The sequence below is a fragment of the Microbulbifer maximicatervae (SeqCode) genome (assembly GCF_052467065.1).
In genome coordinates, this window is sequence record NZ_CP174299.1 from 84,946 (window position 1) to 101,094 (window position 16,149).

Below are 16,149 nucleotides of genomic sequence, written 5' to 3' on the forward strand. Positions count from 1 at the left end.
CTCTAATCACAGGAGTGAGCAAAATGTCTGAGAATCTAAGCATCTGGCAGCGAGTAAAGAAAACTGATGCTCGCTTTGTAAAAGAGTCAACGTTTGAAGGCCGCAAAACTGCCAGCATCAACCATATTGCCATGGTTGAGAAAGCAACTGAATTATGGGGACCAATCGGAATTGGTTGGGGTTATGAAATTATCGAGGAGCGTGACGATAAAGGTGCGCCAGTGTTTGCAGAAGGTCAGGAAGTTGGACACAACCTCACCCATACCATCAGGTTGCGCCTCTGGTACGTGATAGACGGGGTGCGCGGCCACGTTGAGAACTACGGTCACACGCCTCGTATTTACTGGTCAGATAACAAGAAGCGTTTTATCGAAGATAAAGAAGCGGCCAAGAAGTCACTTTCTGACGCTTTAAAAAAGTGCTTTTCCTTCCTCGGATTCTCCGCAGATATTTATAGCGGTGAATGGGATGACCCCGAATACCGCCAAGAACGCCAGCTAGAAAGCCAAATAGATAAGGCAGAAGACAAAGACTCCGCACGAGACAAGCAAACCAAAGAGCTTACCGAGTACGTACAGAAACACCTGAAAACATTGAAAAGTTCCCGCCACCTGCATGAAGCCGCCGGGATATTTAAAACCTCAATCAAGCATCTTGAGCGGCAAAGAAATATGCCGCACCTAACTGACGTTGCCAATAAAGGAATTACCGCCCTAACCCAAACCTACGAAGCACAAAAGGAACAACTCCAAGGAGCTGCATAATGACCGCATTAAAGCTGTACGAAATCACCGACCAAGCCCGCGATCTGAAGCAACTGGCCGAAGATAACGATTTAACCCCAGCGGATATTGCCGACACGCTGGAAGGTATCGAGCTTGAATTCAATGAGAAGGCTATTCAAATAGGCAACCTTCTCATGAACTTCACCCCCTTCGAAAAGGGGCTTGATGATGAAATTAAGCGGTTGCAAGCCAAGAAAAAAGCTCTGCAAAACCGCCGTAATTCAATCACCGAATATCTCCGCTCTAATATGCAGGAGTGCGGCATAAAGAAAATCGAATGCCCGGTGTTCACCATCTCCCTGAAAAAGCCAATAGCCAAAGTTGAGATTGAAAACGAAGACGCCCTGCCCGGCGAATACGTCACTGTGAAAAATACATTCACACCCGACAAGAAAGCCATTTTGTCCGCTCTTAAAGAAGGTCAAGAAATTCCAGGGGCTCGATTAGCTGAAGCTAAACCAGCACTACAAATTCGCTAGAACTCTCAAGGATAGGAAAATGGAACTACAGAAACTCGTCACCGAAAGTCTTGGCAGATACATTGATAGTGGAAAACTGGAAGAATCAATCGATTCGAAAGTTGAAGCAACCATTGTTGGAATTCTGGATTCAGTACTTAGAGAGTACAGCGATTTTGGACAGTCTTTAAAAAAGGCTATTGAAGATAAAATCTCTATCTGTACAAACCAAATAACCCTGCCCGAGTACAACAAATATATTACCGATATGATCGGTGAGCTGTACATCAAAGCTCTCCATGAGCAAGCAGGCGCACATTTAAAACCACTACTTGATAAGGCTCTAAAACCTGTTCCATCCGTAATGACATCTAAAGAGTTCTTGGAGCTCATTAAAAAGGAATGGCAAGAGGAGCACCTTCATAATGGGCATGAAGAAATAATACTGGAGTGGGAGCGATCCGAATATTTCACATGTGTAAAAATCCTCCACGGTGAATATTCATTCAATAATATTGAGATTTCACTTTATAAAGATCGCGATGAAGAGCATCACTACATCTCGATTATCCGAGAGGATGGCAAAAACTTTAGAAGAGGAGTGCAGGCCCACACAGTTAATTACGGGCTTCCCGGTGAACTTTTCAAGCTGTATGCCCGCAGAACAATGATAACGGACCTAGAAGAGATCTACGACGAGTCTATTTATCTTGATTGCAATTAGCGGAAGCTAAACCTGCACCACAGATACGTTGACGCGCGAGGCTAGCGCCGCTGGTACGGGGCGCATTTTTAGGGAGAAAGATATGTTTTCAGGAAGAGGTTTATCGCTGGCTGCACTGCAACTAAGCCTTATCAGCAGAGAGTGGAACAGCATTATTCAGCCAGAACCGAATAATTATGCAGGAAAAGCAAACAAACTAAGCCAAAAGGCAAGGCGTAAGCGGGCTAAGTGGAATTAACTATGGAAATCCAAGAAATGAAGAGATTCGCCATATTTTGTGGCACTTACAACCTGCTAATGGGTGGAGCTAAGGACTTTCGTGAGTCAGTAGAAACTCTGGAAGCCGCCCATAAAGTAGCGAAGCAAATCGCCAAGACAGAAATCTTTAAGCAGTGGGTGCAAATCTTTGACAAGAAAACTGATGAGCTTACCACCTACACCATAGTCGATGGTGAGCTGAAGGAACAGGAGTGCAAGTGATGGCAAGAGGTATTAATAAAGTCATATTGATTGGCAATCTAGGCAATGACCCAGAAACCAAATATATGCCCAGCGGTGGAGCGGTAACCAATGTCAGCTTAGCCACCAGTGAAAGCTGGAAGGATAAGCAAACCGGCCAACAGCAAGAGCGCACCGAATGGCACCGCGTAGTCTTTTTCAATCGCCTTGCAGAAATAGCCGGAGAATACCTTCGCAAAGGGGCGAAGATTTATGTTGAGGGCTCACTTCGCACGCGGAAGTGGCAAGACAAAAACAGTGGCCAGGACCGCTTCACTACAGAAATTGTCGCAGCTGAAATGCAGATGCTTGATGGCCAGCAGAATGGCGCTCAGCAGGGCCAGGGATTTCAGCCGCCCTCCCCTATGGCCCCGCAAAGCCAGCCACAGCAAAGACCAACCCAAGGCCAGGGATATCAACAGAACCGACAGCCCCCAAACGCCATGGGTGGAACAAATGACTTCAACCAGCAGTTTGATGAGCCACCACCATTTTAACTATCAATCTGGGCCGCTGGTTCAGGGCCTCTAACGGGGTTCACATGGAAATTTCAAAACTACCTCTCAATAAGCAGGCAACAGCAGTAGTAGCAGAAGTAAAAAAATTCCTTTCTGCATTCCAGGTTTTAAAAAACCGGAAACCCGAAAGAGTCGCGGTTAAGTCAGATAAATTCCAAATGATTCAGCGTGCTGTAGTAGCGGAGTTAAGAAGACAAAACAAAGGGGCTGTATCTGCAAAAGAGATTACCCCCCCCGATGTGCTGCAGGTAGAGGGAGTTCATATTTATCCGTTTGCAGCGTGAGTAATAAAAGTAAATAAGCGAGGGATATGCAATGGGACACCCAATATACAAAGACCTCCTGGAGCAATGGAGAGAAAAGGCTAAAGAAATAGCCGGAACCAGCGAAGGGTTTACTTTCTACGACCCAGAATTTAATGAATTCTTGCACTGGATGTTTTCGCAGTTTCAGGTGGCCACTGAATCAACTGGAAACAGGCCCACAGAATATAACTTAGCTGTCTGGCGCATGAGAGATACCGGCACCAGAAGAGCGTCATATAGATATTTTCCCTCAAAAGAGGAAGCAGAGCAGACTGCAAGCATTGAATCGATGTCACGCGATGATGGCCATTTAACGGACCTCACCCCACTTTATGAAATAAATAATGGCTCATGCAGTACATGCTGCGGGCGTGGTGAAATCGGTGGAATAACACAAGAACATCCATGTGGATATTCGGAGCCCTGCCCTGATTGCAATCCTGCGGAATCCAACTCAGCCATATCATAGGTGACGGTATGAAAGCACAATCCGGAGTTGTTGAGGGCGGCCAGCAAAGGGCGCCCCAAAGCATCAATCAACTGATGTACTGGAAAGATTGGGTTAGAGAGAGCTTTGCCGGAACCCAGCCCGCACGCGAGACCGTTATAAAGTGGGTTTCAACTGGTGAAGTTGCTGGGCGCTGGTTAGGCGATAGATTATATATTTACCGAAATGGGTTTCATGACCCTTACACAATACGCACGGAAGAGCGGACAGCGGTAGAAGCAGAGCCAATCTCACCGCTACTCGCACGCAGATAACACGGAAGAAAATAATGGCTAGACCAAAAAAACCTAGATATGTAGACGGTCTGGAGTTGCCAGAAAACCTTTATACCGACCCCAAAAAGCGGGCAAACTATTGGCGCTATTTACGCCCAGATGGCTCTAGTCTCACATTCCACGGCACAACAGCCGAAGCGATTCGTCAGGCAAAACAAGCCAACCGACAGCGCGACCTCTATGAGCGTCAGCCAGCAACAACGGATACCGTTTGGACTGCGCGAGCAGGAAGCCTGCTGGACCGCTACAGCGACTGGGTTGCCTGGATGGAACTAAACCACCCCAAACAGGCCACAGCTGCACGCTGGAGCCAAAAGCGCCGCTATGTTGAGCGTATGTGCGAACAGCTTAAAAACCCTATGCCGCATGAGCTAACGCTGACAATGGTTCGCGACTGGTGGGAATCGCAAGATTATCATCCCCAACGAAATAGCCGTGCTGCCCTGCGCAGCTTCATTAATTATTTAATGCTGGAGGGCTCGGTTCCAAAACTTACATTTAATCCATTTAACACCAGTGACGAAGCCCCTAAATTAATTCCAAGGCAACGACCGGAAAAGGTACGTCAACGGCTTACCCTGCAAGATTTTTGGCGCATACACGACGCAGCTGGCGAGCTGGGTTATACAGGTCTGCAAATTGCTATGGATTTATCACTGCTTACAACTATGCGCCGCGGTGATGTGTGCAGCTTAAGGCTGGACAAGCATGTAACCGATGCAGGGATTGATAAAGGTGTAGAGAAATCAATTAATCAACGCGGCGAAGAAAGGGCTACATATTTGCGTTGGTCTTACAATCATCACCCTGGATTACGTCAAGTAATTAACCAAGCCCGACAGCTCTCCCTACAAAACTACCGATGCCCTTTTGCAGTTTCATATCAACCAAAGAAAAGACAACCCCGAGCGAAGCAAGATGAGCATTGGTGTAGATTGATGCCAGCAAGGCTATCAAACCAATTTAAAGATGCACGAGACGCCGCAGAGGTTCGCCAGGACTTACCCAGCAGTGCCAGGCCGACATTTCACGAGGTGCGCGCCCTAGCCTCTCACCTGCTCAAGAAATCCGGTCACAGCCCGGAAGAGATTGCAGAAATATGCGCCCATACGGATGCGGAAATTACTGAGAAGTTTTATCTCGGAGGGCATGAGCGAGAATACAAAGAAGTGGGTATCAGCATCGACCCGAAATTACTGATGCGGAAGTGATTGAGAGTTTTTGTACGGGGTTTTTGTACGCTTGAGAATTGGTTTTTGTACGCTCAATCTCGAAAATTGGCTGAAAGCCGCATGAGATATGAAGAAAGATGGTCGGAGCGGCCGGATTTGAACCGACGACCACCACACCCCCAGTGTGGTGCGCTACCAGGCTGCGCTACGCTCCGATTTTAAAAAATCGTTCACTTCGCTAAGTGATTGATTTTTAAAGACATCGTGTCTCGATGTGGCGTGAATCATACCTGAGTGCGGCTGGATTGCAAGCCCAGGTTTACAGTTTTTTATAAATTATTTTTCCCCTCCAACAGGGCCACCACGTCCTTTAGTTCTGCGATCACTTCTGGCAGTACTTGCTGTAGCTGTACCACCTCTGCCCGCTCGCTGCCGGTTTCGATCTGCTGGCGGGCTCCACCAATGGTATAGCCCTCTTCGTACAGGAGCGCACGAATCTGGCGGATCATGATGACATCTTGGTGCTGGTAGTAACGGCGGTTGCCGCGACGTTTGACGGGTTTCAGCTGGGGGAATTCCTGCTCCCAATAACGCAGGACATGGGGTTTAACGGCGCACAGTTCACTCACCTCACCAATGGTGAAATAGCGCTTACCGGGGATTGCAGGCAGCTGAGCGTTATTGCTCGGTTCCAGCATGCTCTTCTACTCGTGTCTTGAGTTTTTGCCCGGGTTTAAAAGTGACTACCCTGCGGGCCGAGATGGGGATTTCCTCACCTGTCTTGGGATTGCGACCGGGACGCTGGCTTTTATCGCGCAGGTCGAAATTGCCAAAGCCGGAGAGCTTGACCTGCTCGTTACTTTCCAACGCATTGCGGATCTCCTCGAAGAAATATTCGACGATCTCTTTCGCTTCGCGCTTGTTAAAGCCCAGCTCTTCGTACAGTTTCTCGGCGAGCCCGGCCTTGGTCAGTGCCTCTGTCATTGGATCCTACCAATTGATTCAGAGGCGTCGACTCCAGATCGGAAGCGGCCCAAACCGCGGCGGCTTTCAACCCGGTAGCAGACGCTCTCGGGGTGCAATTCAGCCTGCACCCGAGAGCATCATGCTCTACTAGCGCAGACTAGCGTTATATTTTTCTTCTAGTTTTCCGACCACCGCATCTACAGCGGCATTGATTTCGTCGTCATTAAGGGTGCGTGACGAATGCTGAAACGTCAACCCCAAAGCGACACTTTTTCTATTTAAATCAATACCTTTGCCCTGGTAGACATCAAATATCTTGAGGTCCGTCAAGGTTTCACCTGCAACTTCGACAGCAGTTTCCACCAGGCTGGCGGCAGGAACCTCTGCATCAATCAACAGGGCCAGATCGCGGCGTACTTCCGGGAATTTGGACAGCGGACGGAAAGCGGGGGTTTTACCCTCGCCGATCGCTTCCAGGCTCAGTTCAAATACGAACGCGGGCTTGGACAGGTCCAACTTCTTCTGCAACTGCGGGTGCAGGGCTCCAATAACCCCTACTTCGCGGTCGCCGCGCATAATCTTGGCGGTTTGCCCGGGGTGCAGCGCGGGGTGTTGGCCAGCAACAAAGCGGAACTCATCGGCTACACCGGTGCGAGCCAACAGGGCTTCTACATCGGCTTTCACATCGAAGAAGTCCACGGCGTCTTTGCTGCCAGTCCAGTTTTCTGCGTAACGGCTGCCGTAAGCGAGACCGGCAATCATTTGCTCCTGGTGCAATTCGGCACCCGGCACAAAGCGCAGCCCAGTTTCAAACAGGCGCACGCGGTTTTGCTGGCGATTCAGGTTGTACTGCAACGCTTTGCACAGGCCCGGCAATAAGGTGGTGCGCATAACCGCCAGCTCGGCGCTGATCGGGTTTTGCAGGGCCACCGGATCGGCTTCCGGATCAAACAGCGCGGCGCTGTCGCTATCGATAAAGCTGAAGGTAATCGCTTCGTAGTAACCACGGCTCAGCAGGGTTTGCTCCAGGTTGTCCTGGGCAATGGTGCTCTCCGGGCGCGGGGCAATTTCCAGCTCGGCGGTAAAGCTTTCGCTGGGGATACGGTTGTAGCCGTATACACGGGCCAGCTCTTCCAGCAGGTCTGCTTCGATGGCGATATCGAAACGGAAGCTGGGGGCGAGGAAGGTCCAGCCTTCGTCGTTCTGGTCGATTTTTTCCAGGCCCAGACGGGTGAGAATATCGACGATTTCGTCATCGGCCAGTTTGATGCCCAGGCCTAACTCTACTTTCGCACGGCGCAGGGTAATGTGGCGCTCGGCGGGCATAATTTCAGTCAGCTCACGCACGTGTACCGGGCCGGGTTCACCGCCAACGATATCCAGCAGCAGCTGGGTAGCGCGCTCCACTGCTTTCTCTTGCAGGTGGTAGTCCACGCCGCGTTCGAAACGGTGGGAGGAGTCGGTGTGCAGGCCGTAAGAGCGAGCCTTGCCGGCAATGGCCAGCGGGCTAAAGAAGGCGCTCTCCAGGAAGATATGCTGGGTGCCCGCTGTCACGGAGGAATCCAGGCCACCCATAATACCGGCCATCGCCAGAGGTTTTTCCTCATCGGCAATTACCAGGGTGCCCTCTTTCAGTTTGACTTCCTGGCCGTCCAGCAGGGTCAGCTCTTCACCGGCTTCTGCCATACGCACTTTGATGCCGCCGGAGAGTTTCTCCAGGTCGAAGGCGTGCATGGGTTGGCCCAGTTCCAGTAGTACGTAGTTGGTAACGTCCACTACCGGATCGATACTGCGCAGGCCGCTGCGACGCAGGCGCTCTTGCATCCACAGAGGCGTTACCGCTTTGATATCGATATTGCGAATCACACGACCTACGTAGCGCGGGCAGGCGGCTTCGGCCAGCAGGGATACGGGCATGCTCTCGTCGATCTGCTGGGGTACCGGAGCAACTTCCGGGCCCTGAACGGCGCAGCGGTTCAATACACCCACTTCGCGAGCAATACCGGCAACACCGAGGCAGTCGGAACGGTTCGGGGTGAGATCCACTTCGATGGTCTCATCATCCAGCTGCAAGTATTCGCGCAGATCGGTACCGGTGGGTGCGTCTTCTGGCAGCTCCCAAATACCGTCATTGTCTTCGCCCAGTTCCAGTTCGGTCTGTGCGCAGAGCATACCGAAGCTCTCTACACCACGGAGCTTGGCTTTCTTGATTTTAAAATCGCCCGGCAGCTTGGCGCCTACCAGGGCAAAAGGAATTTTGATTCCGGTGCGCGCATTGGGAGCACCGCATACAACCTGCATTTCACCGTCGGGGTGGCCTGCCACTTTACACACGCGCAGCTTGTCCGCATCCGGGTGCTGTTCACAGGCGACAATCTCACCGACAACCACTCCGGAGAAATCGCCCGCAACTTTTTCTATACCGTCCACTTCCAGGCCGGCCATGGTGATTTGGTCGGCCAGTTCCTGCGTGGTGAGTTCCGGGTTTACCCATTCCCGCAACCAGGAGTTGCTGATTTTCATAGTTGATCTCTTTCTGTATTCCGTCAGCGCAACTTGGTGCGCATTTCGCCTGGGGCTATTTCGCCTCCCAGGCCTCCACAATTCGACTGCTGTTGCGAAGGGCCATTGCCATTCGCGCTGTCACTTGGCTTAGAACTGTTTCAAGAAGCGCAGATCGTTATCGAAGAACAAGCGCAGGTCGTTGACGCCGTAGCGCAGCATGGCGAGGCGCTCGATACCGATACCGAAGGCAAAGCCGGAGTATTTTTCGCTGTCGATATCGCAGGCGGCGAAGACGTTCGGGTGCACCATGCCGCAGCCGAGAATTTCCAGCCAGCCGGTGCCGGAACATACGCGGCAGCCTTCACCGGAACAGGCGGTACACTGGATGTCCGCTTCTGCGGAAGGCTCGGTGAACGGGAAGTAAGACGGACGGAAACGCACCGGTACTTCCGCTTCGAAGAAGGCGCGCAGGAATTGGTCGATGGTGCCTTTCAGGTGGGCGAAGCTGATGTTCTCGCCGATTACCAGGCCTTCTACCTGGTGGAACATGGGCGAGTGGGTGACATCGGAGTCGCAGCGGTATACGCGGCCCGGGCAGATAATACGCAGCGGTGGAGACTTTTTCTCCATGGTGCGGATCTGCACTGAGGAGGTGTGGGTTCTCAGTACGGTGGTGGGGTCCACGTAGAAGGTGTCGTGCATCGCGCGCGCGGGGTGGTGCGCGGGAATATTCAACGCTTCGAAGTTGTAGTAGTCCTGTTCGACTTCCGGGCCGTTCTCAACAGAGAAGCCAATGCTCGCAAAGAATTCTTCCACGCGCTTTAAGGTGCGCGTAATGGGGTGGGCATTGCCCTGCTCTTCGCCGCGTCCCGGCAAAGTGACATCAATGGTCTCTTCGGCCAACTTCGCATTGATGGCGGCCTGCTCCAGCATATTGCGGCGCGCGTTAATTTTTTCCTGAACCTGCTGCTTGGCTTCGTTGATCTTGGCACCCGCCGCCGGACGCTCCTCAGCCGACAGCTTGCCAAGGCCTTTCAGCAGTGCCGTCAGCTGGCCCTTTTTGCCCAGGTAATCAACACGCACCTGATCCAGCGCGGCGAGGCCATCGGCCTTCTCCACCAGCTCCATAGCCTGCTCGGTGAGGGACTGCAAATCTTGCATCGAACTGTTCCCGTTTGAATCCAACTTCGATTAATTTTTTCTGCTTTGTTCGGCCGGTACTTTCTGTACCGGAGGGAATTTCCCCAGGCACCGCCACCGGTAAAAAATAGCGGAAACTCCATAAAAAAATAGGGAAGGGCCACTACAGCCCTTCCCTATTTTGAGTATTCAGTTTTACAACTGAAGTGACAGCTTACGCTGCCAGGGCTGCCTTAGCTTTTTCAACTACGGCAGCAAAAGCGACTTTATCGTAAACAGCCAGATCAGCCAGTACACGGCGATCCAGTGCGATGTCCGCTTTTTTCAGACCTGCGATCAGGCGGCTGTAGCTCAGGCCTTCAGCACGGGACTGGGCGTTAATACGAGTAATCCACAGAGCGCGGAAGTTACGTTTTTTAACGCGACGGTCACGGTATGCGTACTGACCAGCTTTAATTACTGCCTGCTTGGCAACGCGGAATACGCGTGAACGCGCACCGTAGTAACCTTTAGCCTGCTTCAGAATCTTCTTGTGACGACGACGCGCCTCTACACCACGTTTTACACGGGCCATACTTCTATCCTCTTAAACCTTTGCGATTTGGGCCAATTACTTGGCGCGCAGCATACGATCGACCAGACCAGCATCAGACTTGTTCATAGTCTGGGTGCCACGCAGCTGACGCTTGCGCTTGGTGGTCATCTTGGTGAGGATGTGGCTCTTGTTAGCGTGCTTGTGCTTGTAGCCCGCAGCCGTCTTCTTGAAGCGCTTGGCAGCGCCACTATGAGTCTTTGCTTTCGGCATTTTGTACTCCAAAGTTAATATTCGCCTGTAAAACAGGCACCTTTAGTAACTGCCGACAACCGAAGTTACCGGCACTGCGAGAGTGGGGAGGCAGCCGTCGCCCAACCACTTCTCAAAGGAGATCCCGGGAATGACTTCCCCAGACCTCACTTTTTCTTTTTGAGCGGAGCAATCACCATCAGCATTTGACGACCTTCCATTTTCGGTCGCTGCTCTACGGTGCCCAGCTCTTCAAGGTCCTTTTCGATGCGCTGCATCATTTCCATGCCCAGCTCTTGGTGAGCCATTTCGCGGCCACGGAAACGCAGGGATACTTTGGCCTTGTCACCCGCTTCCAGGAAGCGGGCCAGGTTGCGCAGCTTGATCTGGTAGTCACCGACATCGGTGCCCGGGCGGAATTTCATTTCCTTGATCTGCTGCTGCTTCTGCTTCTTCTTGGCGGCATTCTTAGCTTTTTTAGCTTCGAATACGTGCTTGCCGTAGTCCATGATCTTACAGACTATCGGCGTGGAGTCCGAGGCAATTTCAACGAGATCCAAGCTAGCTTTCTGTGCAGCTTCCAGCGCTTCATCCAGGGAGACAATGCCTACCTGTTCGCCATCAGCGCCTATCAGGCGGATTTCTGACGCTTCAATCTGATCGTTTATGCGGGCCTTTTTGGACCGTCCCTTAGTGTCTCGTTTAATAGCTATGGTCTCCCAGTTGCCAAGTTGTTATGCATTATCTTCTGTCAAACGACCGCGACGATTCACGTCTTGCTCGAGGATCTCGAGGAATGACTCATACGTCATTGTACCAAGATCCTCACCGCTACGGGTACGTACTGCCACGGTTTGACTTTCTACTTCCTTATCGCCAATTACCAATAGATAAGGAACACGCTGAAGCGTGTGCTCGCGGATTTTAAAGCCGATCTTCTCGTTTCTCAAGTCAGCTGTGGCGCGGTATTGCAGCTCACCCAAACGATCTTGCAAATTGCGACAATATTCGGCCTGGCGATCGGTGATATTCATGATCGCCACCTGCTGCGGCGCGAGCCAGGTGGGGAACGCGCCTTCGTAGTGCTCGATCAGGATTCCGATAAAGCGCTCGAAGGAACCCAGGGCTGCACGGTGCAGCATTACCGGGGACTGGCGCGAGCCATCTTCCGCTACAAACTGGGCATCCAGACGGCCCGGCATGGAGAAATCCACCTGAATGGTACCGCACTGCCATACACGGCCGAGACAGTCTTTCAGGGAGAATTCGATCTTCGGTCCGTAGAAGGCGCCTTCACCCGGCAGCTCTTCCCACGGCAGGCCAGCGGCATCCAGTGCGTCGGCCAGGGCTTTCTCAGCCTTATCCCAGCTCTCATCGGAACCTACGCGCTTCTCCGGGCGAGTGGAGAGACGGTAGATAACGTCCTGGAAACCGAAATCCTTATAAACGGAGTGCAGCAGATCCATAAAGTCAGAAACTTCTGACTGGATCTGGTCTTCGCTACAGAAGATATGGCCATCATCCTGCACAAAGCCGCGCACGCGCATCAGGCCGTGCAGGGAACCGGAGGGCTCGCTGCGGTGACAGGAGCCAAACTCCGCCAGACGCAACGGCAGGTCGCGGTAGCTGCGCAGGCCCTGGTTGAATACCTGTACGTGACAAGGGCAGTTCATCGGCTTAATGGCGAACTGACGCTCTTCACTGGTCAGAGTGAACATGTCATCGCCGAACTTATCGGCATGACCGGACTTACGCCACAGACTGAAATCTACCAGCTGTGGAGTCTTGATTTCTTTGTAGCCGAATTCGCGCTGGCGGCGACGCATGTACTGCTCGATAGTGCTGTAAATGGTCCAGCCGTTCGGGTGCCAGAACACCATGCCGGGCGCCTCTTCCTGGATATGGAAAAGGTCAAATTTCTTCGCCAACTTGCGGTGATCGCGCTTTTCTGCCTCTTCGATACGACGCAGGTAAGCTTTCAATTCTTTTTTGTTGGCCCAGGCAGTGCCGTAAACACGGGTCAACATTTCATTGTTGGAGTCGCCACGCCAGTAGGCACCGGCCACTTTGGTCAGTTTGAACGCTTTCAACCTGCCAGTGGAGGGTACGTGGGGACCGCGACACAAGTCTTCAAAGTCGCCCTGGCGGTAGAGAGAAATATCTTCATCACTGGGGATGCTGTCGATAATCTCAGCCTTGTACTCTTCGCCCATCTCGCGGAAATATTTCACCGCTTCTTTGCGCGGCATCAGGCGGCGGCTGACAGTGATGTCTTCTTTGGCCAGCACTTCCATACGCTCTTCGATCTTCTCGAGATCTTCTGGCGTAAACTGACGTTCGTAGGCGAAATCGTAGTAGAAGCCATCATCGATAACCGGGCCAATGGTGACCTGGGCTGTCGGGTACAGCTGTTTAACTGCTTGTGCCAGCAAGTGCGCTGCGGAGTGACGGATCACTTCCAGGCCTTCAGGCTGACGATCAGTAATAATTGCCAGATTTACGTCGGTATCAATAACGTAACTGGTATCGACTTCCTTGCCGTCTACAACGCCAGCAAGTGCGGCTTTTGCCAAACCTGGGCCGATATCAGCGGCTACATCGTGTACGGAAACCGGAGCAGAAAATTCTCGACGGGAACCATCGGGGAGAGTAACAACGGGCATTGTTTATCCTTTGTTCTCAGTGGCGATCCCTACCAAAGACCGCATGAAACTATCCATGAATTTATTCATGGAACTCTTGATCGGGATGGGCAATCCATCCTTTTGAAAGGTGGTAGACCCGGGCGGATTTGAACCGCCGACCTCTGCCATGTCAAGGCAGCGCTCTAACCAACTGAGCTACGGGTCTAAAGCTCTACAGCGGGGGAACCCTGTGCTGTGAAGAGCGCGAACTTTAGCACCGCTTTTCAGTGTTTTCAACAACTTACTGAACTTTTGTGTGAAATTTTTTAAGAGCGACCAAGCACCAACAAGGCAGTGCGGGACTATCAAAATGTAGATCCAAGTCCCGCCCTTCAGCAAGGATTATTCCACACCTTTTAAGTGGGTAATCTCATCACGCAATTTTGCCGCTGCTTCAAATTCCAGGTTCTTCGCATGCTGGTACATTTGCTCTTCCAGTTCGGCAATTCGGGCCCAACGCTGCTTATCGGTGAGGGCCTCGACATCCACCTTGTACTCACCTTTACCCTCGGCAACTTTGCGGCGCCCTTTCTTCGGCACGCCGGGGGCCACCGCTCCCTCCAGAATATCCGCCACACTCTTGCGGATACCTTTTGGAGTAATGCCGTGCTCCTTATTAAAGGCCAGCTGCTTCTCGCGGCGGCGACGAGTCTCTTCAAGTGCGCGCTCCATAGAGCCAGTTACCTTGTCCGCGTAGAGAATCGCCCTCCCCTCCAGGTTTCGCGCAGCCCGCCCAATGGTCTGAATCAGCGAGCGATCGGAACGGAGGAAGCCCTCTTTATCAGCATCGAAAATTGCCACCAGGGCAACTTCCGGCATATCCAGGCCTTCTCGCAGCAAGTTAATGCCAACTAGCACGTCAAACTCGCCGATACGCAGGTCCCGGATAATTTCCACCCTCTCGACAGTATCAATGTCGGAGTGTAAGTAGCGGACACGAACACCACTTTCGGAGAGATATTCCGTCAGGTCTTCCGCCATCCGCTTGGTCAATACGGTAATCAGTACTCGGTGATCGGCATCCACACAACGGTGAATTTCAGACAGGGCATCATCTACCTGGGTCAATGCTGGGCGAACTTCGACTTCCGGGTCCACCAACCCTGTCGGGCGCACCACCTGCTCGACCACTTGCCCCGCATTCTCTTGCTCATAGGCCCCTGGGGTTGCGGACACAAAAACCGTCTGGGGTGCCAAGCCTTCCCACTCCTCAAATTTGAGGGGGCGATTATCCAGGGCCGATGGAAGGCGGAAGCCATACTCCACCAGGGTTTCCTTGCGCGATCGGTCTCCGCGATACATTCCGCCGATTTGCGGCACCGTTACATGGCTTTCATCGATAAACAGCAACGCATCGCTGGGCAAGTAATCGAATAGCGTGGGCGGCGGCTGGCCTGATTCACGACCAGAGAGATAGCGGGAATAGTTCTCCACCCCGTTGCAGTAACCCAACTCCTGCATCATTTCCACATCGTAGCGGGTGCGCTGATCCAACCTTTGCGCTTCGACCAGCTTGTTGTTGCCACGCAGTTGCTCGAGTCGCCCTCGCAGCTCATCTTTGATTTCATCGATGGCACTGACGATGGTCTCTCGCGGCGTCACATAGTGGCTCTTGGGGAAGATGGTCACCCGGGGCACCTTCCTGAGCTGCTCTCCGGTGAGCGGGTCAAATATGGTGATCTCTTCGATCTCTTCATCAAAAAGAGACAAGCGCACCGCCTCCAAATCGGAGTCTGCCGGGTAGATATCGATAATATCGCCGCGCACCCGGTAAGTAGCGCGACGGAAATCCGCATCATTGCGGGTATATTGCAGCTCAGCCAGGCGCCTGAGGATAGTGCGCTGATCAACGAGATCACCGCGATCCAGATGAAGCACCATTTTCAAATACTTGTCGGGGTCACCCAAACCGTAAATTGCCGAAACTGTGGCGACCACAACCACGTCGCGCCGCTCAATAAGTGCCTTGGTGGCCGAGAGGCGCATCTGCTCGATATGCTCGTTTACGGATGCATCCTTTTCGATAAAGGTGTCCGAAGAGGGAACGTAAGCTTCCGGCTGGTAGTAGTCGTAATAAGAGACAAAATACTCCACCGCATTCTTGGGGAAAAACTCTTTAAACTCCCCGTAGAGCTGAGCCGCCAGTGTCTTATTGTGGGCCATCACAATGGCCGGCCGCTGCAGGCGCTCAATAATATTCGCCATAGTGAAGGTCTTACCCGAACCGGTAACACCCAGCAGCGTTTGATGGCTCAGACCATCATCAATCCCTTCTGACAACTGCTCTATCGCCAGAGGCTGATCGCCCGCTGGCTGATACTTGGATTCCACCTTAAAAGGTCGCGACTCCATACACTTCCCCCAACCGCTTAATCATTCATGCAACGTAGGATTGTAGGCTGTCGTCATACGACCCACAATTACAAGAGAATAGCGTCCTACCCTTCCCAACTCTGACCTGCGGCATTTTGCGCATGACCCCAAAAAATAATTTCCTGACAAATCAATTAGTTAAAGATGAAAAAAGGGGTTGACCTGTTCGGAAGTGCTCTATAATATACGCGCCATCTCAACGGCACGGCCGAAAAGATATTCCGCCTTAGCTCAGTTGGTAGAGCAAATGACTGTTAATCATTGGGTCGCTGGTTCGAGCCCAGCAGGCGGAGCCAAATTTCAAAGCGCAGCTTAATTTGCGCTCTATAAATTAGATTAAATTCCGCCTTAGCTCAGTTGGTAGAGCAAATGACTGTTAATCATTGGGTCGCTGGTTCGAGCCCAGCAGGCGGAGCCAAACAAAAGCCCGGATAGATTCCATCTATCCGGGCTT

19 protein-coding genes and 4 tRNA genes are annotated in these 16,149 nt (G+C 52.1%); 12 read left to right on the plus strand and 11 right to left on the minus strand.

Annotated features, from left to right (window positions below):
- Positions 1 to 23: 23 nt before the first annotated feature.
- The 10 genes from ACJJI1_RS00445 (at position 24) to ACJJI1_RS00490 (ending at position 5,282) form a co-directional block, all read left to right on the plus strand.
- The gene (locus ACJJI1_RS00445; RefSeq protein ID WP_444958246.1) at positions 24 to 764 is read left to right on the plus strand and encodes a hypothetical protein; all 741 of its coding nucleotides are present in this window, start codon (positions 24 to 26) and stop codon (positions 762 to 764) included.
- Entirely contained in the window at positions 764 to 1,264 is a 501-nt protein-coding gene (locus ACJJI1_RS00450; RefSeq protein WP_444941220.1) for a siphovirus Gp157 family protein, read from the plus strand. Before ACJJI1_RS00445 ends, ACJJI1_RS00450 begins: the two co-directional genes overlap by 1 nt.
- A gap of 19 nt (positions 1,265 to 1,283) precedes the next feature.
- Positions 1,284 to 1,967 carry a hypothetical protein gene (locus ACJJI1_RS00455; protein ID WP_444958247.1) on the plus strand — a complete coding sequence of 228 codons (684 nt, stop codon included), beginning with the start codon at positions 1,284 to 1,286 and terminating at the stop codon, positions 1,965 to 1,967.
- An 82-nt stretch (positions 1,968 to 2,049) separates the two neighbouring features.
- Entirely contained in the window at positions 2,050 to 2,205 is a 156-nt protein-coding gene (locus ACJJI1_RS00460) for a hypothetical protein (protein ID WP_444958248.1), read from the plus strand.
- A gap of 2 nt (positions 2,206 to 2,207) precedes the next feature.
- Positions 2,208 to 2,447, plus strand: coding sequence for a hypothetical protein (locus ACJJI1_RS00465; protein ID WP_444958249.1), 240 nt, complete (start codon positions 2,208 to 2,210; stop codon positions 2,445 to 2,447).
- Positions 2,447 to 2,962 carry a single-stranded DNA-binding protein gene (ssb, locus tag ACJJI1_RS00470; protein WP_444958250.1) on the plus strand — a complete coding sequence of 172 codons (516 nt, stop codon included), beginning with the start codon at positions 2,447 to 2,449 and terminating at the stop codon, positions 2,960 to 2,962. The genes ACJJI1_RS00465 and ssb overlap by 1 nt, the downstream gene beginning before the upstream one ends.
- 44 nt (positions 2,963 to 3,006) lie before the next feature.
- Positions 3,007 to 3,267: a hypothetical protein gene (locus ACJJI1_RS00475; protein WP_444958251.1), complete on the plus strand. Its 261-nt coding sequence runs from the start codon at positions 3,007 to 3,009 to the stop codon at positions 3,265 to 3,267.
- A gap of 31 nt (positions 3,268 to 3,298) precedes the next feature.
- Positions 3,299 to 3,757 (plus strand): hypothetical protein, encoded by a 459-nt coding sequence (locus ACJJI1_RS00480; protein WP_444958252.1) that lies wholly within the window; start codon positions 3,299 to 3,301, stop codon positions 3,755 to 3,757.
- 8 nt (positions 3,758 to 3,765) lie between these two features.
- Positions 3,766 to 4,050 (plus strand): hypothetical protein, encoded by a 285-nt coding sequence (locus ACJJI1_RS00485; RefSeq protein ID WP_444958253.1) that lies wholly within the window; start codon positions 3,766 to 3,768, stop codon positions 4,048 to 4,050.
- A gap of 14 nt (positions 4,051 to 4,064) precedes the next feature.
- Entirely contained in the window at positions 4,065 to 5,282 is a 1,218-nt protein-coding gene (locus ACJJI1_RS00490; RefSeq protein WP_444897931.1) for a site-specific integrase, read from the plus strand.
- Positions 5,283 to 5,381: 99 nt separating this feature from the next.
- Here ACJJI1_RS00490 and ACJJI1_RS00495 read toward each other — a convergent pair.
- From ACJJI1_RS00495 to uvrB, 11 genes are all read right to left on the minus strand, one after another.
- Positions 5,382 to 5,458 (minus strand) — tRNA-Pro (locus ACJJI1_RS00495).
- Positions 5,459 to 5,572: 114 nt separating this feature from the next.
- Positions 5,573 to 5,941, minus strand: a complete 369-nt coding sequence (locus ACJJI1_RS00500; protein WP_108733836.1) for a MerR family transcriptional regulator — start codon at positions 5,939 to 5,941, stop codon at positions 5,573 to 5,575.
- Entirely contained in the window at positions 5,922 to 6,227 is a 306-nt protein-coding gene (ihfA, locus tag ACJJI1_RS00505) for an integration host factor subunit alpha (RefSeq protein ID WP_108733837.1), read from the minus strand. Before ihfA ends, ACJJI1_RS00500 begins: the two co-directional genes overlap by 20 nt.
- 129 nt (positions 6,228 to 6,356) lie before the next feature.
- Positions 6,357 to 8,732, minus strand: coding sequence for a phenylalanine--tRNA ligase subunit beta (pheT, locus tag ACJJI1_RS00510; RefSeq protein WP_413662663.1), 2,376 nt, complete (start codon positions 8,730 to 8,732; stop codon positions 6,357 to 6,359).
- Between the two features lie 129 nt (positions 8,733 to 8,861).
- Positions 8,862 to 9,875, minus strand: a complete 1,014-nt coding sequence (gene pheS, locus ACJJI1_RS00515; RefSeq protein WP_108733839.1) for a phenylalanine--tRNA ligase subunit alpha — start codon at positions 9,873 to 9,875, stop codon at positions 8,862 to 8,864.
- A gap of 193 nt (positions 9,876 to 10,068) precedes the next feature.
- The gene (rplT, locus tag ACJJI1_RS00520) at positions 10,069 to 10,428 is read right to left on the minus strand and encodes a 50S ribosomal protein L20 (protein WP_108733840.1); all 360 of its coding nucleotides are present in this window, start codon (positions 10,426 to 10,428) and stop codon (positions 10,069 to 10,071) included.
- 36 nt (positions 10,429 to 10,464) lie between these two features.
- Complete coding sequence (gene rpmI / locus ACJJI1_RS00525) at positions 10,465 to 10,659, minus strand: 50S ribosomal protein L35 (protein WP_020413351.1); 195 nt, start codon at positions 10,657 to 10,659, stop codon at positions 10,465 to 10,467.
- Positions 10,660 to 10,805: 146 nt separating this feature from the next.
- Positions 10,806 to 11,351, minus strand: coding sequence for a translation initiation factor IF-3 (gene infC, locus ACJJI1_RS00530; protein ID WP_444898242.1), 546 nt, complete (start codon positions 11,349 to 11,351; stop codon positions 10,806 to 10,808).
- A gap of 21 nt (positions 11,352 to 11,372) precedes the next feature.
- Entirely contained in the window at positions 11,373 to 13,301 is a 1,929-nt protein-coding gene (gene thrS, locus ACJJI1_RS00535) for a threonine--tRNA ligase (RefSeq protein ID WP_444925433.1), read from the minus strand.
- Between the two features lie 110 nt (positions 13,302 to 13,411).
- A tRNA-Val gene (locus ACJJI1_RS00540) sits at positions 13,412 to 13,488 on the minus strand.
- 176 nt (positions 13,489 to 13,664) lie between these two features.
- Positions 13,665 to 15,674 (minus strand): excinuclease ABC subunit UvrB, encoded by a 2,010-nt coding sequence (gene uvrB, locus ACJJI1_RS00545; protein ID WP_444958254.1) that lies wholly within the window; start codon positions 15,672 to 15,674, stop codon positions 13,665 to 13,667.
- A gap of 241 nt (positions 15,675 to 15,915) precedes the next feature.
- On the opposite strand from uvrB, the gene ACJJI1_RS00550 reads away from it, so the two are divergent.
- Both ACJJI1_RS00550 and ACJJI1_RS00555 read left to right on the plus strand, forming a co-directional pair.
- Positions 15,916 to 15,991: transfer RNA gene (locus tag ACJJI1_RS00550), tRNA-Asn, on the plus strand.
- Between the two features lie 46 nt (positions 15,992 to 16,037).
- A tRNA-Asn gene (locus tag ACJJI1_RS00555) sits at positions 16,038 to 16,113 on the plus strand.
- Positions 16,114 to 16,149 lie beyond the last annotated feature (36 nt).

Bases quoted from the DNA above. Each gene is read 5' to 3' on its own strand.
- ACJJI1_RS00445 (WP_444958246.1), top strand. From the start codon at position 24: ATGTCTGAGAATCTAAGCATCTGGCAGCGAGTAAAGAAAACTGATGCT.
- ACJJI1_RS00450 (WP_444941220.1), top strand. From the start codon at position 764: ATGACCGCATTAAAGCTGTACGAAATCACCGACCAAGCCCGCGATCTG.
- ACJJI1_RS00455 (WP_444958247.1), top strand. From the start codon at position 1,284: ATGGAACTACAGAAACTCGTCACCGAAAGTCTTGGCAGATACATTGAT.
- ACJJI1_RS00460 (WP_444958248.1), top strand. From the start codon at position 2,050: ATGTTTTCAGGAAGAGGTTTATCGCTGGCTGCACTGCAACTAAGCCTT.
- ACJJI1_RS00465 (WP_444958249.1), top strand. From the start codon at position 2,208: ATGGAAATCCAAGAAATGAAGAGATTCGCCATATTTTGTGGCACTTAC.
- ssb (WP_444958250.1), top strand. From the start codon at position 2,447: ATGGCAAGAGGTATTAATAAAGTCATATTGATTGGCAATCTAGGCAAT.
- ACJJI1_RS00475 (WP_444958251.1), top strand. From the start codon at position 3,007: ATGGAAATTTCAAAACTACCTCTCAATAAGCAGGCAACAGCAGTAGTA.
- ACJJI1_RS00480 (WP_444958252.1), top strand. From the start codon at position 3,299: ATGGGACACCCAATATACAAAGACCTCCTGGAGCAATGGAGAGAAAAG.
- ACJJI1_RS00485 (WP_444958253.1), top strand. From the start codon at position 3,766: ATGAAAGCACAATCCGGAGTTGTTGAGGGCGGCCAGCAAAGGGCGCCC.
- ACJJI1_RS00490 (WP_444897931.1), top strand. From the start codon at position 4,065: ATGGCTAGACCAAAAAAACCTAGATATGTAGACGGTCTGGAGTTGCCA.
- ACJJI1_RS00500 (WP_108733836.1), bottom strand. From the start codon at position 5,941: ATGCTGGAACCGAGCAATAACGCTCAGCTGCCTGCAATCCCCGGTAAG.
- ihfA (WP_108733837.1), bottom strand. From the start codon at position 6,227: ATGACAGAGGCACTGACCAAGGCCGGGCTCGCCGAGAAACTGTACGAA.
- pheT (WP_413662663.1), bottom strand. From the start codon at position 8,732: ATGAAAATCAGCAACTCCTGGTTGCGGGAATGGGTAAACCCGGAACTC.
- pheS (WP_108733839.1), bottom strand. From the start codon at position 9,875: ATGCAAGATTTGCAGTCCCTCACCGAGCAGGCTATGGAGCTGGTGGAG.
- rplT (WP_108733840.1), bottom strand. From the start codon at position 10,428: ATGGCCCGTGTAAAACGTGGTGTAGAGGCGCGTCGTCGTCACAAGAAG.
- rpmI (WP_020413351.1), bottom strand. From the start codon at position 10,659: ATGCCGAAAGCAAAGACTCATAGTGGCGCTGCCAAGCGCTTCAAGAAG.
- thrS (WP_444925433.1), bottom strand. From the start codon at position 13,301: ATGCCCGTTGTTACTCTCCCCGATGGTTCCCGTCGAGAATTTTCTGCT.
- uvrB (WP_444958254.1), bottom strand. From the start codon at position 15,674: ATGGAGTCGCGACCTTTTAAGGTGGAATCCAAGTATCAGCCAGCGGGC.